The following is a 25065-nucleotide window of genomic DNA, read 5'->3' as shown; positions in this document are numbered from 1 at the left end:
CCCCAAATATTGCCCACAAATCTTCTACCTGGGGGGGCTGGATTCCCACCCCTCCCCCCACAACGGCCCGCTCCCACAAGGTGCCAATTCCACAAGGAGCAGCGGTGACCTATTTGAACAACGGGCTCAGGTGCTCACTCAGGTAGATCCCCTGCGGATCAAGCTGCCGGCGCAGCTTGCGGAAGTCCTCAGCCCGCGGGTAGATGGCACTCACATCCTCACCGGTCAGGAAGTGCAGCTTGCCCCAGTGCGGCCTGGCGCCATATGAACGCAGGATCTGGTCCACCGCGCGCAGGTAGTCCCAGTAGTCGGTCCCCGGCTGGCCAGACACCGAAATGGTCACGCTGTCCTGCTCGAAGAACGGGCTCATCCACGCCCCGTCACCGGCGGTGAACCGGTACTCGATGGGGTAGATGGCTTCGGGGAAGTCTTCCAGCATCAGCTTGCGCACCGCCCGCAGGGCTTCCTTGCTGTGGCGCACCGGCACGGCATATTCCAGTTCATGGAAGTTGGGCAGGTATTCGATCGGGTATACATCCGAGCTGTACGCCACTTTCTCGAATTCGCTTTCCCAGGCGGGGCGGTCGGTGATGTCCATGACCTTCACTTCGCACACGTCGGTGCTACGCCCGCTGGTGGAGGTGGCGGCGGTATCGGGCAGGCAATAGCAGTGCCGGCTCTGCTCGGTCGGGCACCAGAAGAAGCTGAAGTGACGGTGCTTGTGCGCCAGTTCGTCATGCCTTTCCATCACGCTTTCGAAGTCTTCGCGCCAGATGCGTTCGTGCAGGTTGAAGCTGTCGGTCACTTGCAAGGTCAGCTCGGAGACGATGCCCAGCACACCTAGCGACACCCGGCCGGCCTGCAGCAGGTCGGGGGTGCTTTCGTCGACCACGAGGATCTCGCCATTGGGCTGCACCAGCTTCATGCCGACAATCGACGAAGCCAGGTTACCCAAGCTCAGGCCGGTGCCGTGGGTGCCGGTGGTCAGTGCACCGGCAATCGACTGGCTGTCGATATCGCCCTGGTTGACCATTGACAAGCCAGCGGCCCGCAAGGCCTTGCCGAAGGCATTGATGGTGGTGCCGGCAGCGGCGGTTACGCGCTTTTTCTCGTGGTCGATATGGCGTACGCCGCTCATGTTGGCCAGGGTCAGGTGCAGGCCATTGGTCAGCGCCACCGGGGTGAAGGAATGCCCGGAACCTGCCACGCGCACGTTCATGCCATTGCTACTGGCCTGGTTGACCATCGAGCACAGCTCGTCCTCGCTGGCCGGCGCCCCGCGTGCTGCGCGAATGCAGGACTGGTTGCCGGCCCAGTTGCGCCAGTGCGCGTGTTCCAGGCCAAATTCATTGATGTGCATGTTGTTCGAAGAAGTGCTCACGTCATTCTCCTGCTTGTTGTTCTTGTGTTCAGAGGGCGGTGTAGCCGTTGTCGGCAAACAGGTGCGCGCCGTTGACGAAGCTGGCGTCGTCACTGGCCAGGAACAAGGCTGCGCTGGCCACTTCCGAGGGTTGGCACAGCCGCCCCTGGGCGGCGGCGATGGCTTGCTCGCTTACGTCCACGCCATGCTTGCGCAGCATGTCGATTTCGCGCAGGCCATGGGCGGTGGCGATGAACCCCGGGCAGATGGCATTGGCGCGGATGCCGCGGTCGCGGAACTCCACGGCGATGGCCCGGGCGAACATGTGCGTGGCACCCTTGCTGGTGCAATACAGCACTTCCATGGGCGTGCCGACAACGGCCGAGATGGAGGAGGTGCAGACGATGCTGCCGCCGCCGGCGGCGAGCATGCCCGGCAGCACGGCGCGGGTGACCAGGAACATGCTCTTTACGTTTACGGCCATGATCCGGTCCCATTCTTCTTCAGTGGTATCGAGGAAGGGTAGGGCCGAAAGGATGCCGGCGTGGTTCATCAGTACGGTGATGTGCCCGAAGGCCTCTTCCACGGCGGCGACTGCCGCCTTTACCTGCTGTGCATCCGACACATCGGCTGCCGCAAAAATGGCCTCGTGGCCTGCATCGCGCAGTTGCCGGGCCACCTCGGCGCCGTTGCTGCCGGGCAGGTCGACAATGCCAACCCGCGCGCCCTCTGCCGCAAACAACTGCGATGCAGCCAGCCCGCAGCCACCTGCGCCGCCAGTAATCAGCGCTACCTTGCCGTTGAGACGTCCCGCCATGTTTGACTCCCGAAGATCTTTATTGAATTGTTTGTAGCCCGGGCGTTTCGCGATTCGCGTGGCCGAGCATGAAACAGATCAACGGGAACATCCATATACCGATGGGTATACGGGGATGGCAGCTTTCAGAACCTGCAGCATCCCGGCCTTTGTGGGAGCGGCTTTAGCCGCGAAGAATTCAACGCGCTGCATGGCACCGGCTTCGCCGGTGTTCGCGGCTGAAGCCGCCCACAGGGACCGCGCCACAGGCATGAATCAGTCATACGGTCTGCTGTTCGATCAACGCCAGGCAACGCTGCACGATCGGGCTCACATCACCCTTGCGCCGGCTGAGGATGATCGGGCTGACCGCGCCGCTATCCAGCAGGCCGACATACTCGATATCGGTACGGTGTTGCTGCTGCACCGAGGCCGGCACCAGCGTGATGCCGACACCAACCGCCACCAGGCCGATGGCCGTCTGCAGTTCGTTGGCCCACTGGCTGACACGGATGCTCATGCCGTGGTGGGCGAACAGCGCCAGTATGTGGTCGGCATAGCTGGGCCGGGGGTTGGCCGGGTAGAGGATGAACGCTTCGCCGGCCAGCTGGGCGAGGCTGAGCGGGCTACCCGCCAGCGGGTGGCCCTTGGGCAGCACGGCCACCAGCGGGTCTTCACACAGCACCTGCTGGTGAATGGCCGGGTCGTCGATGCGAATGCGCCCGAAGGCGATGTCGATGCGCCCGCTCTTCAGCGCCTCCACCTGCTGCAAGGTGGTCATCTCGCTTAGCCCCAGTTCCAGCTCGCTGTCCTGGCGCAGTTCGCGGATCAGCTCCGGCAGCACCGTATACAAGGTCGAAGGCGCGAAGCCGATGCCCAGCCACTGGCGCTGGCCATGCCCGATGCGGCGGGTGTTGTCGCTGATGTTCTGCAACTGCTGCAACACGGTGCAGGTCTGCTCGTAGAAGAAGCGGCCGGCCTCGGTCAGCCGCAGCGGGCGCTCGCGCACTACCAGCAGGGTGCCGAGCTGGTCCTCGAGCTGGCTGATTTGCCGGCTCAGCGGTGGCTGGGCAATGTGCAGCAGCTCGGCGGCGCGGGTGAAGTTCAGGGTCTCGGCCAGAACCTTGAAGTAACGCAGGTGGCGCAGCTCCATCAGACCTCCAGGGTATGGTGGGAGATTCATTTGATATTGGACGCTCATCAGGGTCTCGCGCAATCCTTGAACAATCAAGTAAATGCACCATTCGGGCTTGCAACTGGCAGCCCGACCTGACGGGACCTGGTAACAATGACAAGCGCGCTGATTGAACACATCGAGGCAATTATCGTCGACCTGCCGACCATTCGCCCGCACAAGCTGGCGATGCACACCATGCAGCAGCAGACCCTGGTGGTATTGCGTGTACGCTGCAGCGATGGCGTGGAAGGTATCGGTGAGGCCACCACCATCGGTGGCCTGGCCTACGGCTATGAAAGCCCCGAGGGCATCAAGGCCAATATCGACGCGCACCTGGCCCCGGCACTGATCGGTCTGCCGGCAGACAACATCAACGCCGCCATGCTCAAGCTGGACAAGCTGGCCAAGGGCAATACCTTTGCCAAATCGGGTATCGAAAGCGCCTTGCTCGATGCCCAGGGCAAGCGCCTGAGCCTGCCGGTCAGTGAACTGCTGGGCGGCCGCGTACGCGACAGCCTGGAAGTGGCATGGACCCTGGCCAGCGGTGACACCGCCCGCGACATTGCCGAAGCCCAGCACATGCTGGAAATCCGCCGTCACCGGGTGTTCAAGCTGAAGATCGGCGCCAACCCGGTGGAGCAGGACCTCAAGCACGTGGTGGCAATCAAGCGCGAACTGGGCGACAGCGCCAGTGTGCGGGTTGACGTCAACCAGTACTGGGACGAGTCCCAGGCCATCCGCGCCTGCCAGGTGCTCGGCGACAACGGCATCGACCTGATCGAACAACCGATTTCGCGTATCAACCGCGGTGGCCAGGTACGCCTGAACCAGCGCAGCCCGGCACCGATCATGGCGGATGAATCGATCGAAAGCGTCGAGGACGCCTTCAGCCTGGCCGCCGACGGCGCTGCCAGCATCTTCGCCTTGAAAATCGCCAAGAACGGTGGCCCGCGCGCCGTGCTGCGCACTGCGCAAATCGCCGAGGCCGCCGGTATCGCCCTGTATGGCGGCACCATGCTCGAAGGTTCGATCGGCACCCTGGCTTCGGCCCATGCCTTCCTGACCCTGCGCCAGCTGACTTGGGGCACCGAGCTGTTCGGGCCGCTGCTGCTGACCGAGGAAATCGTCAACGAGCCGCCGCAGTACCACGACTTCCAGCTGCACATTCCACGCACCCCAGGCCTGGGCCTGACCCTGGACGAACAGCGCCTGGCGCGCTTTGCCCGGCACTAAAAACACACACACAAAACCCCTGTGGGAGCGGCTTTAGCCGCGAAGCAGGCGACGCGGTGGATGGCACCGGCTCTGCCGGTGTTCGCGGCTGAAGCCGCTCCCACAGTGTCCGAGCTTGAGCAGAAAAAGGAGATATCAGCATGTTGTTCCACGTGAAGATGACCGTGAAGCTGCCGGTCGACATGGACCCGGCCAAGGCCGCCAAGCTCAAGGCCGACGAAAAGGAACTGGCCCAGCGCCTGCAGCGCGAAGGTACCTGGCGCCACCTGTGGCGCATTGCCGGGCACTACGCCAACTACAGCGTGTTCGATGTACCGAGCGTCGAGGCGCTGCACGACACCCTGATGCAACTGCCGCTGTTTCCGTATATGGACATCGAGGTCGACGGCCTGTGCCGGCACCCCTCGTCGATCCACAGCGACGACCGCTGATTAGCACCTGCCTGACAAGAACAATACGAGGTAAGCACGATGACCGTGAAAATTTCCCACACTGCCGACATTCAAGCGTTCTTCAAGGAAGTCGCTGGCCTGGACCACGCCGAAGGCAACCCGCGCTTCAAGCAGATCATCCTGCGCGTGCTGCAGGATACCGCACGCCTGGTCGAAGACCTGGAAGTCACCGAGGACGAGTTCTGGCACGCGGTTGATTACCTCAACCGCCTGGGTGGCCGTAACGAGGCAGGCCTGCTGGCCGCCGGCCTGGGTATCGAGCACTTCCTCGACCTGCTGCAGGACGCCAAGGACGCCGAGGCCGGCTTTGGCGGTGGCACCCCGCGCACCATCGAGGGCCCGCTGTACGTCGCCGGGGCGCCGCTGGCGCAAGGTGAAGTGCGCATGGACGACGGCACCGACCCGGGCGTGGTGATGTTCCTCCAGGGCCAGGTGTTCGATGCCGACGGCAAGCCGCTGGCCGGTGCCACCGTCGACCTCTGGCACGCCAACACCCAGGGCACCTATTCGTACTTCGACTCGACCCAGTCCGAATACAACCTGCGCCGCCGCATCATCACCGATGCCGACGGCCGCTACCGCGCGCGCTCGATCGTGCCGTCGGGGTACGGCTGCGACCCACAGGGCCCGACCCAGGAATGCCTCGACCTGCTCGGCCGCCACGGCCAGCGCCCAGCGCACGTGCACTTCTTCATCTCGGCGCCGGGGCACCGCCACCTGACCACCCAGATCAACTTCGCCGGTGACCAGTACCTGTGGGACGACTTTGCCTACGCTACCCGTGACGGGCTGATCGGCGACCTGCGCTTTGTCGAGGATGCTGCTGCGGCGCGCGATCGTGGGGTGCAAGGCGAGCGTTTTGCCGAGCTGGCGTTCGACTTCCACCTGCAGGCGGCCAAGGCGCCAGAGGCTGAGGTGCGTAGCCATCGCCCGCGGGCCTTGCAAGAAGGCTGAGTATCGGTTTGACATCGATGGGGCTGCTGCGCAGCCCAATCGCGACGCAAGGGGCGCATAGCGCCCCCAGATTTCTAGACTCCATCTGCTGCGATTTTTTGCCTGGGCCTTTCCGTGCGGGGAGGGCCTGGGCTTTTTGCCGTCTGTTGAAAATCCATCCGCATCTCCTTCCGATTTCTCCCTCCAGATACTTTCGAAATACCTCCCGCCTAATTACGTGAAAAGTAAACTAAAAAAATTTCTCCATCGTTCGATGGCTTGAGTTTTTTTATGTGCGTAAAAAAGCATAAAAATCCCATATAAATCATTTATATACGGCTATTTGAGCTTTTGCATTCTTGAAATCGCAAGGTGGTTTTCTCAATTTTTACCGTGAAAATTCAATTGACAATTCACGTAAAAAATCGCAAATATCTGTCACCGGCACCCAAAACAAGAGAGACAGATATGCCGCCCCAACCTGCCTTCGCTTCCCTGCGTGGCCGGTGCTTGCCAACGGCCAGCCCTGCCCACCATTCCCTGCCTCACCACCCGAACCGCGCCTGAGACGGAGAAAATCCATGGATTCGCTTTGCCTGCGTGATGCGCCCGTGTCGGCGCTTGCCTCCGGCCCTGCCTTCGAGGCCTTGCTTGACGGCGTTCGTGATCGTGCCCGCCTCGGCGAGTTCGATCGCCAGCGCCACATTTCCCGTGACGTGATCGATGCGTTCAAGGCCCACGGCGTATACCGCGCCCTGGTGCCCAAGCGCTTCGGTGGGCTGGAGTGCTCGCCAGCGGCGTTCTGCGAAATGATCGAACGCATTGCCCACGCCGACGGTTCTGCCGGCTGGGTCGCCAGCTTCGGCATGAGCCCGGTGTACCTGGCGGCGCTGCCGCTGGAAACCATCGCCGAGATCTACGGCAACAGCCCCGACACCGTGTTTGCCGGTGGCATCTTCCCGCCACAACCGGCCGAGACCGTGCCCGGTGGCTTCAAGGTCACTGGCCGCTGGAAGTACTCCAGCGGCTCGATGGGCGCCGATATCGTTGGCGTCGGCATCACCCCGCGCAATGGCGACAAGCTCGACCTGCCACGCCTGGCGGTGCTGCCACGCAGCCAGGCGCGAATCGAGGAAACCTGGGACACCGTCGGCCTGCTCGGCACCGGCAGCCACGACCTGGTGGTCGAGGATGTACGGGTAGGCGAGCAATGGACCTTCGTGCGCGGCGGCAAGCCGAACCTGGACGAGCCGTTCTTCCGCTACCCATCGCTGTCGTTTGCCACTCAGGTGCTGTCGGTAGTGGGCCTGGGCATCGCCCGCGCTGCGCTGGACGAACTGTCGGGCATGGCCAGCGGGCGTATTTCGGTCACCGGCGCCCCGGCCCTGGCCGACCGGCCGCTGGCCCAGGTCGACGTGGCCAAGGCTGAAGCCGCGCTGCGCTCGGCGCGGGCGTTCTTCTACGAAGCCATCGAGCAGGCCTGGGGCCATGTGTTGGCCGGCGACCCGGTGCCAGTCGAGGTGACCAACCTGCTGCGCCTGTCCTCGACCCATGCCGCACGCGTTGCCGCCGAAGTGGCGCGCAGCGCGCAGCTGCTGTCGGGCATGACCGGCATCTACAACGAAAGCCCGCTGGCGCGCTGCGTCAACGATGCGCAAGTGGTCACCCAGCACGCCTTCATGGGCGATGTCACCTACCAGAACGCCGGAGCCATGTTCTTCGGCAAGCAGCCCCTGCCGGGCTACCTGTAACCCTCGGGAGATTTGTGATGAGCGATACCAAAGCCTTGCGCGTGCTGTTCTGCATGGGCATCAACCAGAACTTCTTCGATGCCCCGCGCGAAGAGCAGCTGCAAGTGTGGGCCGCCTTCAGCGCCATGTGGAACGGCATCCACGACCTGCCCGGGGTACGCGTGCTGGGCAACATGGACGATGACCAGGCCATGGTCGGCCCGTCCGACGGCTTCCCCTGGACCACCTACCTGCTGGCCGATGTGCCGAACATCGAAACCGTGCACGCCGCCTGCAACCTGTTCCGCACCACGGCGGTGGGCGAGGGGCCGTACAAGCTGTGGCGCTACGCCAAGGTCGAGGCCCGTGTTGGCCGTGAACTGATCATCCAGCGCGCCTGAGAAGAGGAATAATCCCGTGAGCAACCTGATCCCCGCCATCAACCTGGCCATCGACCCGGCCGAACTGGTGCAGCCCGACCGCGTCCACACCTCCCTGTACACCGACCCGGCGCTGTTCGATGCCGAGCTGGAAAAGATCTTCCACAGCACCTGGATCTGGGTCGCCCATGAAAGCGAAATCCCCGAGGCAGGTAGCTACAAGACCACCTACATCGGCAAGCAACCGGTGATCGTGGTGCGCGACCGCAAGAAGGCCATCAACGTGCTGCTCAACCGTTGCCGCCACCGTGGCGCCACCGTCTGCGAGCACAAAAAGGGCAAGACCAACAGCTTCGTCTGCCCGTACCACGGCTGGGGCTATGCCCTCGACGGCTCGCTGCGCGGCATCCCGCATCCGGAAAGCTACGGCGACTGCCTGGACAAGGCCGAGCTGCCGCTGGTCAGCCTGCGCACCGAGAGCTACGCCGGCATGGTCTTCGCCACATTCAAGGATGACATCGAGCCACTGGAAGACTTCCTTGGCGCGGCGAAAAAGTGGATGGACCTGTTCATGAAGCAGGGTGCCGGCTATGGCATCAAGGTGCCGGGCGAACACCGTTTCCGCTTCCCCGGCAACTGGAAGATCCAGCTGGAAAACACCACCGACGCCTACCACTTCCCGCTGGTGCACAAGAGCTTCCTGTCCTCGGTCGACGAGCAGACCCTGGAGCTGTTCGACTTCGTCAAAGGCCCCGGCTATGTCGAGGACCTGGGCAACGGCCACAGTGTGATGGTGATGATCCCCGAACTGGTCGACCTGGAAGCCGACCTCGACAAACCGATCCCGGAGCGCTTTGAAAGCCTCGCTGCCGAGCTGCGCGACGAAGGCATCGACGAGCAGCAGGTACGCCGTATCGTCCGCGCGGTGGGTGGTTCGGGTTTCAACCTCAACCTGTTCCCCAACGTCGCCTGCTCGATGGCGTTCTTCCGCGTGCTGCAGCCGATTTCGGTAACTGAAACCGAAATCCACCACGCGGTGATCACCATGGACGGCGGCCCGGCGGCGGCCAACCGCTACCGCCTGCGCCTGCATGAGCACTTCCAGGGGCCGATGGGTTTCGGCACGCCGGATGATTCCGAAGCCTGGGAGCGGGTACAGAAGGGCGCCCGCGCCGGTGAAGACCTGTGGATCATGCTCAACCGTGGCCTGCCGGGCGAGAAACCCAGCGCCGATGGCCTGGTTTCCGACGTCAGCGCCGAGACCGGCATGCGCGCGGCGTACCAGCAGTGGAAGAAGATGATGACCGCGGAGGCCAAATGATGAACCTGAACCTTTTCAATGAAGTCACCGCGTTCATCTGGCAGGAAGGCGACATGCTCGACCATGGCGAGTACGACACCTGGCTCAACCTGTGGACCGAGAAGGGTACCTACATCATCCCGATCGACCCCAGGGAAACCGACTTCGAGAACACCCTCAACTACGCCTATGACGACCACCACATGCGTGGCCTGCGCGTACAGCGGCTGATCGGTGGCGAGTCGATTTCCACCAGCCCGCAGCCGCGTACCGTGCGCACCCTTTCGCGTATCCGCGTGCTGGCTGACGACGGTGTCAATGTAACCGTGCGCGCCGCGCAGAACGTGCGCGAGTTCCGCAAGGAAAGCCTCAAGCACTACAGCGCCGACCTCACCTATACCTTGGTGCGTGCCGAGGGCGGGTTCAGGATCCATCGCAAGGTGATCAGCCTGATCAACAGCGACGATACCCTCGCCGGTATCGGCTACATCCTCTGAGGGCCGGGCCATGAACCAAGTCGCATTGGTAACCGGTGCCGGCCAAGGCCTGGGTCAGCGCTTCTGCGCCCGGCTGCTGGCTGCAGGTTTCGACGTGGTGGTGTCGGACCGCGACCTGGGCCAGGCCCAGGCTGCTGTCGAACAGCTGAAGGGGCAGGGTGGACGTACCTTGGCGGTGCAGCTTGATGTCGGCAGCAAGGCCGATTTCGAGCAGGCCCTGGCCCAGGTACTGGAACACTTTGGTGCGTTGCACGTAGTGGTGAACAACGCCGCCGTGACCAAGACCACGCCACTGATGCAGATCAGCCCGGAAGAGTTCGACGCCGTGGTCGGCCTGAACCTGCGCAGCGTGTTCCTCGGCTGCCAGGTGTTTGGCGCGCACCTGGCCGAGGCCGGCTATGGGCGGATCATCAACATGGCCTCGCTGGCCGGGCAGAACGGCGGCACCGCCACCGGCGCGCACTACGCGGCGAGCAAGGGCGCGATCGTTACCCTGACCAAGATCTTCGCCAAGGAATTCGCCGCCCGTGGCGTCACCGTCAACGCCGTTGCTCCCGGCCCGATCGACTCGCCGGCGGTGCATGCCGCAGTGCCTGCCGAACGCCTGCCGGGCCTGCTGGCCAATATTCCGGTACAGCGCCTGGGGGATGCCGACTTCCTCGGCGACCTGATCGTGCAGCTGGCACGGCCTGAGGCCTATTTCACCACCGGGGCGACCTGGGACGTGAACGGCGGCCTGTTCATGCGTTGACATTGACGGGGCGCCGGCGCGCCCCTGGCTTCTACAGGACACCGAGCATGAATGAACAATTGTTGAACGTAGTCGTGCGCAAGCGCGAGATCCAAGGGGCCGACGTGGTCGTGCTCGACCTGGGGCGTGCCGACGGCGCCGCCTTGCCCGCTTTCGAGGCCGGTGCACACGTGGATATCCATGTAGCACCAGGCCTGGTGCGCCAGTACTCACTGTGCAGCGACCCGGCCGATGCCACGGTTTACCGCCTGGGCGTATTGAAGGACCCGGCTTCCCGTGGCGGCTCGCTGGGTGTGCATGAGGCCTTGGTGGAAGGGCGTGAGGTGCAGATCAGCACGCCGCGCAACCTGTTCCCGTTGGCAGCCGACGCCACCCGCTCGATCCTGCTGGGCGGCGGCATCGGCATCACGCCGATGATCGCCATGGCCCATGCCCTGCACCAGCAGGGCGCCGATTTCGAGCTGCATTACTGCGGGCGCTCGCGCAGCCGCAGTGCGTTTCTCGAAGCGCTGGCCAATGCGCCGTTCGCGGCACGGGTGTTTACCCATTTCGATGATGAGGATGCAGCCCAGCGCCTGAACCTGGCGGACGTGCTCGGCGCTGGCGTGGCGGGTACGCATATGTATACCTGCGGCCCGTCGGGCTTCATGGACTGGGTGATCGCTGGCGCACGCCAGCAGGGCTACGCCGAGGAGCATATCCACAAGGAGTACTTCCAGGTCGAGGTGGATGCTGCTGGCCAAGGCTTTGAGGTGGTCGCTGCGCGCAGCAACAAGACCGTGCAGGTTGCCGAGGGCCAGACCATCCTCGATGCCCTGGCGCAGGTGGGCATCCGCATCGACATTTCCTGCGAGCAGGGGGTGTGCGGCACTTGCATGTGCGAGGTGCTGGAGGGCGAGCCCGACCACCGGGATGTGTACCTGACCGATGAAGAAAAGGCCGCGAACGACCAGATCCTGGTGTGCTGCTCGCGGGCCAAGTCGAACAAGCTGGTGCTGGATATCTGAGGAGCATGACCATGATAGACATAACCCGTTTTCGCAACGCGATGGCCATGCTCGGTGGCGCGGTCTCGGTCATTACCACCGATGGCCCTGCCGGGCGCTTTGGCTTCACTGCTTCGGCGGTGTGCAGCGTGACCGATTCGCCGCCCACCTTGCTGGTGTGCATGAACCGCGCTTCGTATTCCAACGAGCAGTTCAAGGCCAATGGCGCGCTGTGCGTGAACGTACTGGCTGGCACCCATCAGGAATTGTCCGGGGCTTTTGCCAACCGCAACCTGAGCATGGAGGAGCGCTTTGCCTCAACCCTGTGGACGGTGCTGGAGAGCGGCGCGCCGGTGATGCAGGAAGCGCTGGTGAACTTCGACTGCCGCATTGCCCAGGTGCATGAAGTGGGCTCGCACAGCATCTTCTACTGCGAGATCCAGGATATCCGCCAGGGTGGTGCGGATGACGGGCTGGTGTATTTCAACCGGGCTTATCACCGGGTGTGCGAAGGCTCGAAGGCGTGTTGAAACAAGCGTAGGCAGCGCGGCCCCTGTGGGGCCTTGTGCCGCGATAGGACCGCAAAGCGGTCCCCTGCTGCCTAGAAGGTATCCAGGTTATGGAAAACCACTTCGAGCATCTTGTTCAACCGCTGCACCTGCGCCTCGGTCAGCCCCTTGAAGCTGCGCTGGAACAGGTCGCGGGTCACATCCTGCATACGCGCGATGTTCTGCAAGCCGGCCTCGGTAATGCGTACCTGGGTCACGCGGCCATCCTCAGGGCTGGGCGCAGTGTCGACCAGGCCGTCGTCCTTCATGCGGTAGACGATCTTGGTGATGGTCGACAGCTTGGCAATGGCATGGGTGGAGATTTCGGAAATGCTCGATTCGCCGTTCTCGTTGAGGATCCACAGCACGCGCCAACGCGGCACGTCGAGGTCGATCTTCTTCAGCAGGCGTTCCATGTTCTGGGTATAGCGGCCGTGCACACGGGCCAGCCAGTAGAAGGGGAAATCTTCCTTGCGAAATTCATCGCTGGCCGGGTCGTGGTGGCTATGGCCTTTGCTCTTCGAGGTGCTCATCGCTTCACTACTAGTGCGGGAATAGTCGCGACATCATAGACGTTTCCGCGCATTTGGCTATTACAAAGGTGCGTCTAAATACTGGAATGTTCAGTTGACATTTCAAGCATTTGGCGCGCATCCGATTTTTCAGGGTGGCATGACAATGACAATAATCGTAGAAACCCTCGACCTCGGTGGCAGCGGCCCGCGGGTCGCCATCAAGGACACCATCGACGTCGCCGGTACAGCGACCCGAGCCTCCAGCCCGGCGCTGGAGGATGCGCCGTTGGCCGAGCGGCATGCCGAGGTGGTCAGCCACCTGCTGGCCGCCGGTGCACGGCTGACCGCCAAGGTCGGCCTGCACGAACTGGCCTTCGGCACCACCGGCATCAACCGCCATACCGGCACGGCGGCCAACCCGCGCTACCCGGGGCGTATCCCCGGTGGCTCGTCCAGCGGTTCGGCTGCAGCCGTGGCGGCAGGCCTGGTCGACTTCAGCCTGGGCACCGATACGGGTGGCTCGGTACGGGTACCGGCCTGTTGTTGCGGGGTATTCGGCCTCAAGCCGACCTTTGGCCGGGTCAGCCGCCAGGGAGTGATGCCAGCCTACTGCAGCCTCGACTGCGTCGGCCCGTTTGCCGCCAGCCTGCCGATGCTGGTGCGTGCCATGGGCATGATCGACCCCACTTTCGTCCCCGCCCAGGTGCCGGCCAAGGCGCGCATCGGTGTGCTGCGGGTGACCGCCGAGGCGGGCATCCACAAGGCGGTGCATGGGGCACTCAGCGCCAGCGGCCTGACGCTGGGCAATGTCGAACTCAAGCACTTTGGCGCCGCCTATGAGGCAGGCATGGTGGTGATCAACCGCGAGACCTTCCAGGCCTGTGGCCACCTGCTGGAAACCGGCAAGGTCGGCAGTGACATCGCCGGGCGCCTGGCGGCGGCGGGGCAGACCAGTGATGCGGCGCTGGCCGAGGCGGAGGCTGTGCGCCAACGCTTTACCGACGAGGTCGACCAGGCCCTGGCCCAATACGACGTGCTGGCATTGCCGACCATGCCGGACTTCCCGCTGCGCCTGGAGGAGGCCAGCGACACCCGCGCGGTGCTGGGCATGACCTCGCTGGTACGGCCGTTCAACCTGTCCGGGCACCCGGCGCTGAGTGTTCCGCTGGGCAGCGAAGCCGGCCTGCCGGTGGGCCTGCAACTGGTGGCGGCCAAAGGTGCCGACGAGAAGCTGCTGGCAGTGGCCGAGCGCTTGCTGATCAACCTGTATGGCGGCACCGGGGGCAGCAATGACTGATGTGCTTGAGTTGCAGGCCCGCTTGCAGGTGTTTGAACACCAGCAGGCCATTCGCGTGTGCATCAATCGCTACATGGAACTGTGTGACCAACTGGATGCCGACACGCCGCTGGATGAGCTGGGCGGGTTGTTCACCCACGATGCCGTATGGGAGGGCAAGGGCGCCCGCTATGCCGCCAGCTTTGGCGGCTACCGTGGCCGCGAGGCGATCCGGGCAATGTTCGCCACCTACATGAAGACCCCGGCGCACTTTGCCTTGAACGTGCATTTTCTCACCAGCGAGGTGATCGAGATGGACGGCGAGCAGGGGCTGGGGCGCTGGGTGATGTTGCAGACCAGCACCTTTGCCGACGGTGCTTCGCACCTGAATGCTGCGCGGTTGACCGTGCGATTTGCACTGGAGGAAGGGCGCTGGCGCATGGCGCATTTCCAGACCGAGAACCAGTTCAGCAGGCCGGTTACGGCGTGGAACAGTGAAGCACCCCTGCCGGTACCCACTACCTAAGCCTTTATGCGATCGATGTGGGAGCGGCCGGCAAGGCCGCTCCCACAAAGGGGCGATGCAAGCCCTTTAGAAAGTACTGACAAACACCACCTGGCTGTACAAGTTGTTATTGTCATTGCCCAACTGCGTACCCCCTTGCTCGGCACTGCGCTCAGGCGTGTACAGCCCCACCAGCGGCACCACCATCAAATGCTCGTTGAGGGTCCACTCGGCATACAGGTCCACCTCGTGGCCATCCACATTGCCCAGGCTGCGGTCGATCGTGTCGAACTTGAAACCCATCAAACCCACGTTCAGCGACGGCGTCGGGCTTACTGTCAGGCCCACTTTCTGGACCCGCGCATTGCTGTTGAACGGCCCGGCATAGTTGCCCGCTACCTCACCCTGGAACCAGGTGCCCAGCCCACGGCCAAGGCCGTAGAACAAGGTGTCGTACTGCTCGGAAAACCGGCTGTAGCGGTAGCTGACGTTCGGTGCCCAGGGCAGGTCGGCGAAAGTCCAGCCGGCTTCCAGGTACCAGGCGTCCTCGGTTGCGGTGTGGGGTTTGTCCTGCTTGGCATACTCGCCGGAAAGGAACAGGTTCTCCACCCCGGCATTGCCCTGGCCGCGAATGCTGTAGGTCTTCATGCCGTCGCGTTCCTGCTGCAGCGGTGAGGCGTATTGTTCGTCGACGTGGGTGGTGCCGATGTAGGTCAGCCCGACCGTGCCCGCATCCGCCACATGCTCCAGAGTGGCTACATGCATTTCGGTGTTGGCCTGGGCGCGGTTGTCCGACTGCAGCCACATCAGGTCACCGCGCCAGCCTTTGCTGCCACCCAGGCGCAGTACGGCGGTCTTGTCGAAGCTCTTGCGCGCGGCCAGGTAGTACGCGCCGCCACGGTTGAACTCACCGTCCGCCAGGCCATGGCCAACGTTCAGCGAATCGCCCTGGATCAAGAAACCATCGCCCACTGCGATCATCTGCTTGCCGAACGACAGGTCGATGCCATCCTCGCCAAGCAGGGGCACCAGGTTGCCCGACTTCCAGCCCAGGTAGGCGTCCTCGATCTTGGTGGTGCGCTCGCTGCCATCGCTGAAGCCGGCGGCGTCGCCGTCACCCCAGGTACCCGAGCTGAGCAGGGCGAAAGCACCGTACAGCGAACCGGCGCTGCCAAGGCGCTGATCGCCGCTCAGGCCGTACTTGATGTAGCCCTCACGCCATGCGGTGGAGCCGGGTTGGTCGCGGGCGATGGCGTAGCTTTCCTCACTGTGGAATACACCGAACACGGCCTCAACATTGGCGTTCAGGTGGCGCTCGGCATCGCTGTACAGTTCCTGCGCGCAGGTACCCAGCGAAACCCCGGCCAATAGCGCGGCCAAGGTGAGGCGGAATGGGCGGTGGTGCATGGTCTGGCTTCCTTTGTTATGGGTTTGGCAGAAGTCCTGAAGACATGCCAACGATCATGCAGGAAGCCCCGGCGCGGGCTTTTGCCCTGGCTGCCAGTTGCCTTTGGCGCTGTGCCAGGCCGCAAAAAAAGCACAAGGCCCCGTAAAGGGGCCTTGGTGGGGCTGCTTTGGTGGGGGCTACTTGAGCCCGGCCAGGAAGCAGGTAACCGCTTGGCGCTCGCCGGCATCCGGCAGCCCGGCATAGGGCATGTAGGTGCCGGGGACGGCGGCTTGTGGCTGCTCGATGAAGGCGCCGATGGCTTGCGCCGTCCAGCTGGCCTGGCGGCTTTTCATGGCCTGCGAGTAGTTGGCGCCCGGCACGCTGCCGGGGGTACGGCCGACCACATCGTGCAGGTTGGGGCCCATCATGATCGGGCCGTCCTTTTGTGCCGAATGGCAGGCTGCGCAGTCCCGGGCGAATACCTGTTCGCCTTGCTGGCGCTGGGGCGCGGCGCAGTCTTCGGCCAGGGCAAGGGGGCTGGCCAGGGTGGCGAGCAGGAAGGGGATTGCGAGCTTGTGGGGGGCGAAGGTAGGCATCACGCATGGATCCTGGGTGGGTTCTTGTTGGTATTTGGCGTGATTGTGCGGCAGGAACTCATTGCTGGTTTTGCTGAGTCTGCCAGGCTGTTTGCTGGGCTTGCCAAATGGGTTGCTTGTGCTGGCCTCTTCGCGGGGAAACCCCCACCCCCACGGCTATCACCCCCCCCGGAGGAGCCGGGTTAACCGCGCAAAGGCCCGCACAGGGTGCCCCAAAAATGGCCTGCCGCCGCCCATACTCCCCAGGTGTCACCCCAAAGCGTGCCTTGAACGCCGTACTGAAATAGCTCGAATCGGAAAACCCCCAGGCATACCCCAGCGACGATACCTTCTGGTCCATCGCCGGGTTGCGCAGGTGCTCGGCGCAGAAGTCGAGGCGGCGATTGCGGATGTACTGGGCAATCACCAACCCGTGCTTGGCAAAGATGCGGTACAGGCTACGCATCGAGATGCCTACTTCACGGGCAATGAACTCGGGTGTGAGTTGTTCGCAGGTAATGCGCTGGTCGATCAACGCCAGCGCCTTGCGGAACATGCGCTCGTGGCTGCCGGGCACGGCGTCGTGGCTGATGGCCGGGCGCAGCAGGGCGATCAGCGCGTCGAGCACGGCCTGGCTTTCGTGGTCGGCCATGTGCCGGGTACGCCCGGTCTCAAGCATCATCAGCCGGGCCATGCTGGCCAGCGGCGTTTGCGCCTCGATGCGTTTGGCACAGGCCACGCCGCTGCCACGGGTGCCGCTTTCCACCTGGGCGCGTGGCAGGATCAGTGACAGCTGCCGTGAGCGCTGATGGAAGTGCATGTCCAGCGGGGCACTGGCGTCGATCAGCGTCAGGTCGCCGGCCTGGAGTTCTATCCGTGCACCCTGGTGCTCGATGTGCGAGGTGCCGGCCATCTGCAGCACGGCATAGTAATTGTCGGCGCCGCTGGCACGGATTTCCCGCGGGCCACGGAACAGGTTCACCTGGGTCATGTCGACGATGCTCATGGAGATCTGGCCTGCCTGGCACTTTTCGAGCTGGCCGACGAACCCCGGGTCGAGCTTGCGGCCGTTGAAGTGGCCACAGGCTTCGTTGACCTGGCTGAGCCAGGACTGGAATCGGTCGTCGGTAACGCGGGTTGCAGGGATCATGGGGGCCTCGCACGGGTAACGTTGAAACGGGTCGCTTGGGCGACTCTTGCTGTGGGGTTTAAGGTTTACAAATCACTTGAATATTCAAGCAAAAAGCGGGCCCTATGACCGGTGCTAGCTGTATGTGTGTTAGTTAACATATTGATATTTATGAATTTATATTTGTTCTATTGCGAGTGGCGATAGGGGTTGTGGGGTATTTTATGAATGCTATTTGCACAAAAGCGTGCAGATACTACCCACCTTGTGTTTCGTGGCCCCAGGCATCTCACGGGCACAAAAAAGCCCGCTGAGCGGGCGGGCTAAAGGCACAACGCTGGCTTGTTTTTCAATGGCCAAGGCCGTCGCCGATGGCAATGCCCCTGGCCCGCATGTTCTCGATCAATCCTGCTCGAACATTGGGCAGGTTCAGCATGCTCTGCTGCCGTAGCTGGTGTACTTCCACACCTGTATAGGCCGGCCACTGCTCCGGTGAACTGTTACCGGCCATGCCATCGCGCGCCAGCAACCAGTTGAGCAGGTCGGCAATCTGCTGGTCATTCAGTGCAGACTGCGAAATCCCCGGCACCCGCACCAGGAACTCGCGGCCACCGGGCACCCGCAGGAAGTTGCCGACAAAGCCCTGCATGCGCGGGGTGTCGTTGGCCGCCGAGCCTTCACCGCGGTCGCGGTGGCAGCCGGCACACTGCAACTGGTAGTTCACTGGCACCGAGTAGCCAGCCTGGGCAATGGGTACGGGTGGTATTTCGTTGCCGGGGGCTGGCCGCTGGTTGGGGTTGGGCAGGGTCCTGGCCTGGGCTACGGGGGCCAGCAGGCACAGGAGCAGCAACGCCATCACGCCGCGCATGGCACTACACCGCCACGCCGCGGATGATGGTGACTGTGCAGTTGTAGATCTTCGACGCCGCACCCAGGCACCAGTTGATGTCGTTGTTGTTGAACGGCCGGTACAGCGGCTGTTCGTCGTCGTTGCGCGAGCAGGCGCACTGGCCGCAGGCGTGCTTACCGCAGCAGTCGTTGTACGAGATGATGTAGTTCTTGCCATCGGCCGGGTTGCGGCAGGTGCCGATCCAGGTCACCAGCGAGGCCTCGGTACCGGGTGGGCAGGAGGTGATCGAACCCCCGCAGCACGAGCACAGGAAGCCGTCGATCGAGCAGTTGCGCCAGTAGTCGCAACTGGTCGGGTCGCCCGGGTCGCCCATTTTCGGTTGCTCGGCGGCCAAGGCCTTGGCGGTGCGGTCGATCGGCAGCAGCACCGGCAGGGCGGCGCCGGCGACGATCAGCGAGCCCAGCCGCGCCAGTACCTTGCGCCGCGAGGTGGTGTCGGCGACATGGCGGCTGGAGCGTTCAAACAGTTTATCGAGAAAACTCATGGTCGGCTCCGCGGTCAGTGCTGCGCGCTGTGCTGGTGGGTGTGGTCATGGTCATGGCTGTGCGGCTGGTCGCCGTGCAGGTAGTGCTGCAGGCTGGCGCTGCCCAGGTGTAAGGTTTCGAACAGGCTGTCGAGGTGCTCGCGCGAGTTGACCAGGCCTTTGGCACGCAGGGTGCCGGCTGCGTCGATCAGCACGGCATAGGGCAGCTTGCCGATCTGGTAGGTCATGCCGACTTCCGGGCCCACCACGTAGCTGGCCTGTTGCAGGCCGTTGGCCTCGATCAGCGCCTGTTGTTCGGCGAAATCGCCATCGCTGACATAGATCACGTCCAGCGAACCGCTGTTGTCCTTGGCGATCGATTTCACCGCTGGCAGCAGCGACTTGCATACCGGGCAGCCCGGGGCGAGGAAGAACAGCAGCTGCGAGCGCTCGCTGCGGTAGCCGATGTTCACCGGGCGGCCGTGGCGGTCGGCGGCAGTCACTTGTGGCGCCGGGTCGTTGACCGTCACGCCTTTGTCCACCATCAGCGCCCCGGCTGGGGCAATGCGGCCGTGCAGCACACCAATCTGGCGCACCAGGGCCATGACAGTGAAGGCGACCGCGATCAGCAGCAGCCAAAGCAGGATGTTCGATGCGATAAGCAATTGCATGGGGTTATCTCCCGGTAAATTTGGCAAGGCGCGGCTGGTTGGCCAGCAGGCCATCCACCGCCACATGAAGCAGCAGCGCCACGGCCGCAGCCGCGATCACCACAAAAATATCCAGCACACCCAAGGTGCGTTCGGCCATGGGCAACGCGGCAAGGCCGGCGAGCAGGGCGATCACCAGGTTGCGCAGCAGTAATACCGGGCGCAGTGGCTGCGCGGCGCCAGGGCCGGAGCAGCCGCAGTCGATGTCGCGGCGGCCACGCCACAGGTTCAGGCCGATGGCGCTGGCATACATAGCCATCAGCAGCGCCACCCCCAGCGCCGCACTGGCACGCCAGGCGGGCAGCAGCAGGGCCAGGGCCAAGGCCAGTTCGGCCAGGGCAAGGCTGGCCGTGGCGACGGGCGCCAAAGGCGCGGGCAGCAACTGGTAAGCACGCACAATGGCATTGAAGGCGCGCCGGTCACGCAGCTTGTGGCTGGCGGCGCTGGCCAGCAGTGCGGCCAGTGCCGTGCTGCTGGCAATCACGAGGACAGGGTCGAGCATGGTGCGGTCTCCTGCTTACCAAGGGGCCAGGGTGAGCACAGGGGTGTCGGCTATCTGGTCCATGGCGCCGCTGTGCTTGCCGGTGGTGAGGTCGAAGAACTGCACGCCGCCTTCCAGGTCGGTGGCTACCAGGATCGGTGCCTTGTCGTGGCTGGCCTGCAGGCTCCATACCGGCTTGGGCGACTCCAGGCTGCCGAGCTTCTTGCCGGTCTTGAGGTCGAAGGCCCAGATGGTGGTGCTCGGGTCTTCCCATTTGCCGTCGGTGTGCTGGTCATGCATCAGTGCATACAGGCGGTTCAGGCCCGGCGCCACGGCCAGCGCCTGCCAGCCGCCCGGTGCCCAGCCTTGCTTGTGTTCTTCGTCGCTGACCAGCGACCAGGTCGGTAATGGCTTGGCCTTGCCGCCTTCGAAGGCCACCGGGTACACCTCGCCCTGGGTGGTGGTGAAGTAGTAGGTGTCGCCATTGGCGATGGCGCGTTCGTTGAGGCGCACCTTGTTCGGGTCGAAGAACGGTGTTTGCGTGCGCGACACTTCCTTGCCGGCGTCATCCAGGGTCACCACCAGCAGCTGGCCGTCACCGCACAGTGAGGCGAAACTGCGCTTGCCCACCGGGTAGTTGAGCACGCAGCCGCTGATGGCCACTTCGCTGGCGACTTTGCGCGCCTGCGTATCGACCACGGTCACCGAGGTGGAGGGTGTGAGGTTGAAGATGTAGGCCAGCTTGTTGTCGGCGCTGACGCCCATGGCGTACTTCTCGGTAAGGGTCGAGGCGCGTTTGGCCGGCAGTACCACCTCCCAGGTCGGCTGCAGGGTCTGGGTGTCCCAGGCCACCAGCACATCGCTGCGCTCGCCATAGGTGCCGCGCGAGTAGAACAGGTTGGCCGAATACAGCGTGCGGTTGTCCGGGCTCAGCGCGGTGGGGGCGACGAAGGCGTTGGTAGTCATGCCGAGCATGCGCTTGGCCTTGGGGTCGACCACCACCACCTTGCCGGCGATGGGGTTCTTGAAGTCCACATCCAGGATGTAGACGCGGTGAGGGTCTGGCGGGAACGGCAAGGTATTGTGGCCGATCTCTTCGGCGGGCAGGTCGGCCCGTACCGCGCTGGTGCCTGCGGCCAGGGCCAAGGCCAGGGCTGCCGAGATGCTGAGCCTGTCGACGCGACGCATTGGCTATCTCCGATGTTGTTATGGGTTATGCAGAAATCGCAGCCATTGCAGTGTGCCGCCTGGCCCGCAACGCTGATTTGGCCTGCGTGACATTCTCTTGAGGCTGCCTGACAAAACGCTGGGCAGGGCTGGCAGACGGGTAGGCGGGCGCTTGAAGATCGGCCCACCGCCACGTTGGCGCCGCCATCCAGGAGTGCATGTCATGAGCGATATCCCGCTGTTACCCGCCGTGGTCGAGTTCCTCGCCAGGCCCCATGGCCATTTTATCGAGGGCCGTTACCAGGCCGGCGAGGCCGGGCCAACGGTGGAAGTCCACGACCCGTCCAGTGGCTCGGTCATCAGCCGTGTCGCCGAGGCGACCGCAGCTGAGGTGGCGCAGGCCGTGCGTAGCGCCCGGCAAGCCTTCAAGGGCAGCTGGGCCGAGGTATCGCCGTACCAGAAGGGCGTAGTGCTGAACCGCCTGGCCGACCTGATCGAGGCCAATGCCGAGGAGCTGGCCCAGCTGGAAACCCTGTGCTCGGGCAAGTCGATCAACCTGTCGCGCGGGTTGGAAATTGCCCAGAGCGTGGTGTTTTTGCGCTATTTCGCCGGTTGGGCGAGCAAGATCACCGGCCAGACCATGACCCCCTCGCTGCCGTCGTTTGGCGGTGAACGCTACACCGCCTTCACCCTGCGTGAGCCGGTGGGCGTGGTGGCCGGGATCGTGCCGTGGAACTTCTCGGTGATGATCGGTATCTGGAAGATCGCTTCGGCGCTGGTCACCGGCTGCACCATCGTGGTCAAGCCCAGCGAGTTCACCCCGCTGACCTTGCTGCGCATCGCCGAACTGGCGGTAGAAGCCGGGGTGCCGGCCGGCGCGTTCAACGTGGTCAACGGGCGCGGCCAGGCGGGGCAGCTGTTGATCGAACACCCCGAGGTGGCCAAGGTAGCGTTCACCGGTTCCGTGCCGACCGGCATCGCCGTGGGCAAGGCCGCCATGGCGGCCAACCTGACCCGCGCCACCCTGGAGCTGGGCGGCAAGAATGCGGCGGCGCTGCTGGCCGATGTGGACATCGACGGTGCGGTGGCCGGCATCGTGCAAACTGCCTATGTGCACCAAGGGCAGGTGTGCGCCTCGCCAGAGCGCCTGTATGTGCACCGCAGCCGGGTGGACGAGTTCACTGCCAAGCTGGCCGCTGCACTGGGGCAATTGAAGATTGGCTCGGCACTGGACCCGGACGCCCAGTTCGGGCCGTTGGCCAATGCCGCGCACCTGCAGAAGATTCTTGGCTTCTTCGAGCGCGCCCGGGCCAGCAACACTGTGGTGTGTGGGGCCAAGGCCGTCGAGCGCCCGGGTTACTTCGTCGAACCCACGGTGGTGCTGGCCAATGACGCCAGTGACCCGCTGCTGCACGAGGAAACTTTCGGCCCCATCGTTTGCGTGCTGCCGTTCGATGACGAAGCGCAGTTGCTGGCGCTGATGAACGACAGCCCTTACGGGCTGACTGCCAGCCTGTGGACCAACGACCTGTCCAAGGCCCTGCGCCTGATCCCGCAGATCGAGGCGGGCACGGTATGGGTCAACATGCACACCTTCCTCGACCCGGCGGTGCCGTTTGGCGGTACCAAGGCATCCGGGGTAGGGCGCGAGTTTGGCAGTGCGTTCATCGAGGATTACACCGAGCTGAAGTCGGTGATGATCCGTTACTGAATGGTTTCGCAAGAGCGGCCTTGTGCGGTAGCTGCGGCCAGCACATAACCTTTGTGTGGCTTGCCGGCGATAGGGCCCTGGCAGGCAACACAAGACAGTTGCTCCTGCAGGGGCCGCGCATGGCTAGCCAGCGGCTCCAGACTTGCGGGCCTAGGCCTGGCTGTTGCCCAGCGCCATGTTGACTGCCAACCAGCCGTTCACCGCCTCTTCCCCGGCCTCGGCGAACACCCGCTCCAGCAGCTTGACCTGCTCGCGCCGAAGCAGTTGCTCCAGGCGCGCGCCTTCCTCGGTCAGGGCCAGCAAGCGCTTACGCTTGTCGGTGGCGCAGGCCACGCTGTCCACCAGGCGCATTTCCGTCAGCTGGCGCATCGGCATGTTCAGCGCCTGTTTGCTGACCCCAAGCAAGGCCAGCAGATCCTTCACGCTCAGGTTCGGGTAGCGCGCGATGAAGAACACGATGCGTTGATGCACCCGGCCCAGGCCGCGGCGCTCGAGCATTTCGTCGGCCTTGGCGGTGAACGCCTGGTAGCCAAAGAAAAAGGCTTCCATCGCTTGTTGCTGGGAAGCAGGGTTTTTAAGGTCAATCATATTGACTTATCCGTTGGCGGCGGCGTAATTTCGGTCAAACAGTTTGACGTATTTTTCCTCTGCCTTGCTACCGGTGATTCCCATGGCTTTCTCTGAACGTGTCACGCGCCTCAAGAGCTCCCTGATCCGCGAAATTCTCGCCGCCGCCCAGCGCCCTGGGGTGATGTCGTTTGCTGGCGGTTTGCCGGCCGAAGCCATGCTGCCCCAGGTTGACTGGGCCGACATGCCAGTGGGCATGGGCCAATATGGCATGAGTGAAGGCGAGCCGGCCCTGCGTGAAGCGTTGGCGGCCGAGGCGCGGGCATTGGGGGTCGACTGCCAGGCCAGCCAGGTACTGGTGGTGAGTGGCTCGCAACAGGCCCTCGACCTGGCGGCCAAGCTGTACATCGACCAGGGCACGCAGATCATGCTCGAAGCGCCCACCTACCTGGCGGCGCTGCAGATCTTCCAGCTGTTCGGTGCCGATTGTCTGGCCTTGCCGATGCAGGCCGACGGCCCGGACCTGGCCGAACTGCGCAATTGCCTGGAGCGGCACCGCCCAGCATTCATCTACCTGATCCCGACCTTCCAGAACCCCTCGGGCCTGCGCTACAGCGAAGCCAAGCGTGACGCGGTGGCGGCCTTGCTGGATGAGTTCGGCGTGACGCTGATCGAAGACGAACCCTACCGCGAGCTGAGCTTCGATGGTGGCAGCGCCCGGCCGATCGTCAGCCGCTTGCGCAACACCAGTTGGATCTACACAGGTACGGTTTCCAAGACCTTGCTCCCCGGTTTGCGAGTCGGCTACCTGATCGCCAGCCCCGACCTGTTTCCGCACTTGCTGCGGCTGAAGCAGGCCGCCGACCTGCACACCAACCGCGTGGGGCAGTGGCAGGTGCTGCAATGGTTGGGCAGCGACAAGCTGCAGCTGCACCTGAAAACGCTGCGCGACTACTACCGCACGCGCCGGGACGCGTTCCAGCTGGCCTTGGAGACGCATTTTGCCGAGCTGGCGGACTGGCACAAGCCGGATGGCGGGTTGTTCTTCTGGCTGACCCTGAAACAGCCGCTGGATACCCGTACCTTGCTGGCAGAGGCCTTGGCGGTGGATGTGGCGTTCATGCCAGGCGAGCCATTCTTCCCCGAGCCGGACCGGCACCATGGCCATTTGCGCCTGAACTTCAGCCACGTTGCCCCCGACCAGCTGGATGAAGGGCTCAGGCGTTTGGCGCAAGTGCTGCGCAATGCGCAGGCCGCACAGGTATGATGGTGCCAGCGAAACCGTACTGACAGGCCCAGTGGATTATGAACCGTCATAAGAAGATCAAGCAGCTATTGCAGGCGCATCAGAAAAAAGCCAATGCCAAGCTGGCGCCACGCAAGCCCAAGTATATTTGCAAGGCTGACCGCTTGAAGATGGAAGCTGAGGCGGCGGGGGATACCCCCAACTGACCGGCCGACGCGGAACGTGTAGGAGCGGCCTTGTGTCGCGATCGGGCCGCGCAGCGGCCCCAGCGATATCTGCC

The 25065-nt window shown here is 63.7% G+C and carries 27 protein-coding genes and 1 pseudogene; 15 read left to right on the top strand and 13 right to left on the bottom strand.

Features of this window, described 5'->3' with window-relative positions:
• Positions 1-109 precede the first annotated feature (109 nt).
• From ABE456_RS23410 to catR, 3 genes are all read right to left on the bottom strand, one after another.
• Entirely contained in the window at positions 110-1381 is a 1272-nt protein-coding gene (locus tag ABE456_RS23410) for a D-arabinono-1,4-lactone oxidase (RefSeq protein ID WP_346646056.1), read from the bottom strand.
• A 28-nt stretch (positions 1382-1409) separates the two neighbouring features.
• Entirely contained in the window at positions 1410-2177 is a 768-nt protein-coding gene (locus ABE456_RS23405) for an SDR family NAD(P)-dependent oxidoreductase (RefSeq protein WP_346646055.1), read from the bottom strand.
• Between the two features lie 259 nt (positions 2178-2436).
• Positions 2437-3309, bottom strand: coding sequence for an HTH-type transcriptional regulator CatR (catR, locus tag ABE456_RS23400; protein ID WP_346646054.1), 873 nt, complete (start codon positions 3307-3309; stop codon positions 2437-2439).
• 135 nt (positions 3310-3444) lie between these two features.
• On the opposite strand from catR, the gene ABE456_RS23395 reads away from it, so the two are divergent.
• The 10 genes from ABE456_RS23395 to ABE456_RS23350 all read left to right on the top strand — a co-directional run bounded on the left by ABE456_RS23395 (position 3445) and on the right by ABE456_RS23350 (position 12125).
• Positions 3445-4566 carry a muconate cycloisomerase family protein gene (locus ABE456_RS23395; RefSeq protein WP_346646053.1) on the top strand — a complete coding sequence of 374 codons (1122 nt, stop codon included), beginning with the start codon at positions 3445-3447 and terminating at the stop codon, positions 4564-4566.
• A 140-nt stretch (positions 4567-4706) separates the two neighbouring features.
• Positions 4707-4997, top strand: a complete 291-nt coding sequence (gene catC / locus ABE456_RS23390; protein WP_252459797.1) for a muconolactone Delta-isomerase — start codon at positions 4707-4709, stop codon at positions 4995-4997.
• A gap of 39 nt (positions 4998-5036) precedes the next feature.
• The gene (gene catA, locus ABE456_RS23385) at positions 5037-5972 is read left to right on the top strand and encodes a catechol 1,2-dioxygenase (RefSeq protein WP_346646052.1); all 936 of its coding nucleotides are present in this window, start codon (positions 5037-5039) and stop codon (positions 5970-5972) included.
• A gap of 560 nt (positions 5973-6532) precedes the next feature.
• Positions 6533-7702, top strand: a complete 1170-nt coding sequence (iacA, locus tag ABE456_RS23380) for an indole-3-acetate monooxygenase (protein WP_346646051.1) — start codon at positions 6533-6535, stop codon at positions 7700-7702.
• A 17-nt stretch (positions 7703-7719) separates the two neighbouring features.
• Entirely contained in the window at positions 7720-8082 is a 363-nt protein-coding gene (locus ABE456_RS23375; RefSeq protein WP_346646050.1) for an IacB protein, read from the top strand.
• A gap of 16 nt (positions 8083-8098) precedes the next feature.
• A complete protein-coding gene (locus tag ABE456_RS23370; protein ID WP_346646049.1) occupies positions 8099-9382 on the top strand; it encodes an aromatic ring-hydroxylating dioxygenase subunit alpha in 1284 nt (427 codons plus the stop codon).
• Positions 9382-9858: an aromatic-ring-hydroxylating dioxygenase subunit beta gene (locus ABE456_RS23365; RefSeq protein ID WP_346646048.1), complete on the top strand. Its 477-nt coding sequence runs from the start codon at positions 9382-9384 to the stop codon at positions 9856-9858. Before ABE456_RS23370 ends, ABE456_RS23365 begins: the two co-directional genes overlap by 1 nt.
• Positions 9859-9868: 10 nt before the next feature.
• The gene (locus ABE456_RS23360; RefSeq protein WP_346646047.1) at positions 9869-10609 is read left to right on the top strand and encodes an SDR family NAD(P)-dependent oxidoreductase; all 741 of its coding nucleotides are present in this window, start codon (positions 9869-9871) and stop codon (positions 10607-10609) included.
• Positions 10610-10656: 47 nt separating this feature from the next.
• Positions 10657-11616 carry a PDR/VanB family oxidoreductase gene (locus ABE456_RS23355; protein WP_346646046.1) on the top strand — a complete coding sequence of 320 codons (960 nt, stop codon included), beginning with the start codon at positions 10657-10659 and terminating at the stop codon, positions 11614-11616.
• A gap of 11 nt (positions 11617-11627) precedes the next feature.
• A complete protein-coding gene (locus ABE456_RS23350; protein WP_346646045.1) occupies positions 11628-12125 on the top strand; it encodes a flavin reductase in 498 nt (165 codons plus the stop codon).
• A gap of 71 nt (positions 12126-12196) precedes the next feature.
• Here ABE456_RS23350 and ABE456_RS23345 read toward each other — a convergent pair whose 3' ends face one another.
• Positions 12197-12676: a MarR family transcriptional regulator gene (locus tag ABE456_RS23345; RefSeq protein WP_346646044.1), complete on the bottom strand. Its 480-nt coding sequence runs from the start codon at positions 12674-12676 to the stop codon at positions 12197-12199.
• Between the two features lie 145 nt (positions 12677-12821).
• On the opposite strand from ABE456_RS23345, the gene ABE456_RS23340 reads away from it, so the two are divergent.
• On the top strand, positions 12822-13955 hold the full coding sequence (locus ABE456_RS23340; protein WP_346646043.1) for an amidase: 1134 nt from the start codon (positions 12822-12824) through the stop codon (positions 13953-13955).
• Positions 13948-14460 (top strand): nuclear transport factor 2 family protein, encoded by a 513-nt coding sequence (locus tag ABE456_RS23335; RefSeq protein ID WP_346646042.1) that lies wholly within the window; start codon positions 13948-13950, stop codon positions 14458-14460. Before ABE456_RS23340 ends, ABE456_RS23335 begins: the two co-directional genes overlap by 8 nt.
• Before the next feature lie 66 nt (positions 14461-14526).
• Here the strand turns inward: ABE456_RS23335 and ABE456_RS23330 are convergent, their stop codons facing one another.
• From ABE456_RS23330 to ABE456_RS23295, 8 genes and pseudogenes are all read right to left on the bottom strand, one after another.
• Positions 14527-15846: a hypothetical protein gene (locus ABE456_RS23330; RefSeq protein ID WP_346646041.1), complete on the bottom strand. Its 1320-nt coding sequence runs from the start codon at positions 15844-15846 to the stop codon at positions 14527-14529.
• Between the two features lie 177 nt (positions 15847-16023).
• Entirely contained in the window at positions 16024-16422 is a 399-nt protein-coding gene (locus ABE456_RS23325) for a c-type cytochrome (protein ID WP_346646040.1), read from the bottom strand.
• A gap of 226 nt (positions 16423-16648) precedes the next feature.
• Positions 16649-17551, bottom strand: a pseudogene (feaR, locus tag ABE456_RS23320) (transcriptional regulator FeaR); the annotation flags it as partial.
• Between the two features lie 328 nt (positions 17552-17879).
• A complete protein-coding gene (locus tag ABE456_RS23315; RefSeq protein ID WP_346646039.1) occupies positions 17880-18398 on the bottom strand; it encodes a cytochrome C in 519 nt (172 codons plus the stop codon).
• Positions 18399-18402: 4 nt separating this feature from the next.
• Positions 18403-18924 (bottom strand): methylamine dehydrogenase light chain, encoded by a 522-nt coding sequence (locus ABE456_RS23310; RefSeq protein WP_012271870.1) that lies wholly within the window; start codon positions 18922-18924, stop codon positions 18403-18405.
• A 14-nt stretch (positions 18925-18938) separates the two neighbouring features.
• A complete protein-coding gene (mauD, locus tag ABE456_RS23305; RefSeq protein WP_346646038.1) occupies positions 18939-19574 on the bottom strand; it encodes a methylamine dehydrogenase accessory protein MauD in 636 nt (211 codons plus the stop codon).
• Positions 19575-19578: 4 nt separating this feature from the next.
• Positions 19579-20115, bottom strand: a complete 537-nt coding sequence (locus tag ABE456_RS23300) for a MauE/DoxX family redox-associated membrane protein (protein WP_346646037.1) — start codon at positions 20113-20115, stop codon at positions 19579-19581.
• 15 nt (positions 20116-20130) lie between these two features.
• A complete protein-coding gene (locus tag ABE456_RS23295) occupies positions 20131-21282 on the bottom strand; it encodes an amine dehydrogenase large subunit (RefSeq protein ID WP_346646036.1) in 1152 nt (383 codons plus the stop codon).
• A 202-nt stretch (positions 21283-21484) separates the two neighbouring features.
• Here ABE456_RS23295 and ABE456_RS23290 point away from each other — a divergent pair, with 202 nt between their 5' ends.
• Complete coding sequence (locus tag ABE456_RS23290; protein ID WP_346646035.1) at positions 21485-22972, top strand: aldehyde dehydrogenase family protein; 1488 nt, start codon at positions 21485-21487, stop codon at positions 22970-22972.
• Between the two features lie 150 nt (positions 22973-23122).
• Here the strand turns inward: ABE456_RS23290 and ABE456_RS23285 are convergent, their stop codons facing one another.
• Positions 23123-23560: a MarR family transcriptional regulator gene (locus ABE456_RS23285; protein ID WP_346646034.1), complete on the bottom strand. Its 438-nt coding sequence runs from the start codon at positions 23558-23560 to the stop codon at positions 23123-23125.
• 82 nt (positions 23561-23642) lie between these two features.
• Here ABE456_RS23285 and ABE456_RS23280 point away from each other — a divergent pair, with 82 nt between their 5' ends.
• Together ABE456_RS23280 and ABE456_RS23275 are read left to right on the top strand one after the other, a co-directional pair.
• A complete protein-coding gene (locus tag ABE456_RS23280; protein ID WP_346646033.1) occupies positions 23643-24806 on the top strand; it encodes a PLP-dependent aminotransferase family protein in 1164 nt (387 codons plus the stop codon).
• Between the two features lie 38 nt (positions 24807-24844).
• Positions 24845-24991, top strand: coding sequence for a DUF2986 domain-containing protein (locus ABE456_RS23275; RefSeq protein WP_346646032.1), 147 nt, complete (start codon positions 24845-24847; stop codon positions 24989-24991).
• Positions 24992-25065 lie beyond the last annotated feature (74 nt).

It is taken from the genome of Pseudomonas sp. TWI929, from assembly GCF_039673335.1.
Classification (GTDB): domain Bacteria; phylum Pseudomonadota; class Gammaproteobacteria; order Pseudomonadales; family Pseudomonadaceae; genus Aquipseudomonas.
This window is presented reverse-complemented; position numbering and strand designations above follow the sequence as displayed.

Bases quoted from the DNA above. Each gene is read 5' to 3' on its own strand.
- ABE456_RS23405 (WP_346646055.1), bottom strand. From the start codon at position 2,177: ATGGCGGGACGTCTCAACGGCAAGGTAGCGCTGATTACTGGCGGCGCA.
- catR (WP_346646054.1), bottom strand. From the start codon at position 3,309: ATGGAGCTGCGCCACCTGCGTTACTTCAAGGTTCTGGCCGAGACCCTG.
- ABE456_RS23395 (WP_346646053.1), top strand. From the start codon at position 3,445: ATGACAAGCGCGCTGATTGAACACATCGAGGCAATTATCGTCGACCTG.
- catC (WP_252459797.1), top strand. From the start codon at position 4,707: ATGTTGTTCCACGTGAAGATGACCGTGAAGCTGCCGGTCGACATGGAC.
- catA (WP_346646052.1), top strand. From the start codon at position 5,037: ATGACCGTGAAAATTTCCCACACTGCCGACATTCAAGCGTTCTTCAAG.
- iacA (WP_346646051.1), top strand. From the start codon at position 6,533: ATGGATTCGCTTTGCCTGCGTGATGCGCCCGTGTCGGCGCTTGCCTCC.
- ABE456_RS23375 (WP_346646050.1), top strand. From the start codon at position 7,720: ATGAGCGATACCAAAGCCTTGCGCGTGCTGTTCTGCATGGGCATCAAC.
- ABE456_RS23365 (WP_346646048.1), top strand. From the start codon at position 9,382: ATGAACCTGAACCTTTTCAATGAAGTCACCGCGTTCATCTGGCAGGAA.
- ABE456_RS23360 (WP_346646047.1), top strand. From the start codon at position 9,869: ATGAACCAAGTCGCATTGGTAACCGGTGCCGGCCAAGGCCTGGGTCAG.
- ABE456_RS23355 (WP_346646046.1), top strand. From the start codon at position 10,657: ATGAATGAACAATTGTTGAACGTAGTCGTGCGCAAGCGCGAGATCCAA.
- ABE456_RS23350 (WP_346646045.1), top strand. From the start codon at position 11,628: ATGATAGACATAACCCGTTTTCGCAACGCGATGGCCATGCTCGGTGGC.
- ABE456_RS23345 (WP_346646044.1), bottom strand. From the start codon at position 12,676: ATGAGCACCTCGAAGAGCAAAGGCCATAGCCACCACGACCCGGCCAGC.
- ABE456_RS23340 (WP_346646043.1), top strand. From the start codon at position 12,822: ATGACAATAATCGTAGAAACCCTCGACCTCGGTGGCAGCGGCCCGCGG.
- ABE456_RS23335 (WP_346646042.1), top strand. From the start codon at position 13,948: ATGACTGATGTGCTTGAGTTGCAGGCCCGCTTGCAGGTGTTTGAACAC.
- ABE456_RS23330 (WP_346646041.1), bottom strand. From the start codon at position 15,846: ATGCACCACCGCCCATTCCGCCTCACCTTGGCCGCGCTATTGGCCGGG.
- ABE456_RS23325 (WP_346646040.1), bottom strand. From the start codon at position 16,422: ATGCCTACCTTCGCCCCCCACAAGCTCGCAATCCCCTTCCTGCTCGCC.
- ABE456_RS23315 (WP_346646039.1), bottom strand. From the start codon at position 18,398: ATGCGCGGCGTGATGGCGTTGCTGCTCCTGTGCCTGCTGGCCCCCGTA.
- ABE456_RS23310 (WP_012271870.1), bottom strand. From the start codon at position 18,924: ATGAGTTTTCTCGATAAACTGTTTGAACGCTCCAGCCGCCATGTCGCC.
- mauD (WP_346646038.1), bottom strand. From the start codon at position 19,574: ATGCAATTGCTTATCGCATCGAACATCCTGCTTTGGCTGCTGCTGATC.
- ABE456_RS23300 (WP_346646037.1), bottom strand. From the start codon at position 20,115: ATGCTCGACCCTGTCCTCGTGATTGCCAGCAGCACGGCACTGGCCGCA.
- ABE456_RS23295 (WP_346646036.1), bottom strand. From the start codon at position 21,282: ATGCGTCGCGTCGACAGGCTCAGCATCTCGGCAGCCCTGGCCTTGGCC.
- ABE456_RS23290 (WP_346646035.1), top strand. From the start codon at position 21,485: ATGAGCGATATCCCGCTGTTACCCGCCGTGGTCGAGTTCCTCGCCAGG.
- ABE456_RS23285 (WP_346646034.1), bottom strand. From the start codon at position 23,560: ATGATTGACCTTAAAAACCCTGCTTCCCAGCAACAAGCGATGGAAGCC.
- ABE456_RS23280 (WP_346646033.1), top strand. From the start codon at position 23,643: ATGGCTTTCTCTGAACGTGTCACGCGCCTCAAGAGCTCCCTGATCCGC.
- ABE456_RS23275 (WP_346646032.1), top strand. From the start codon at position 24,845: ATGAACCGTCATAAGAAGATCAAGCAGCTATTGCAGGCGCATCAGAAA.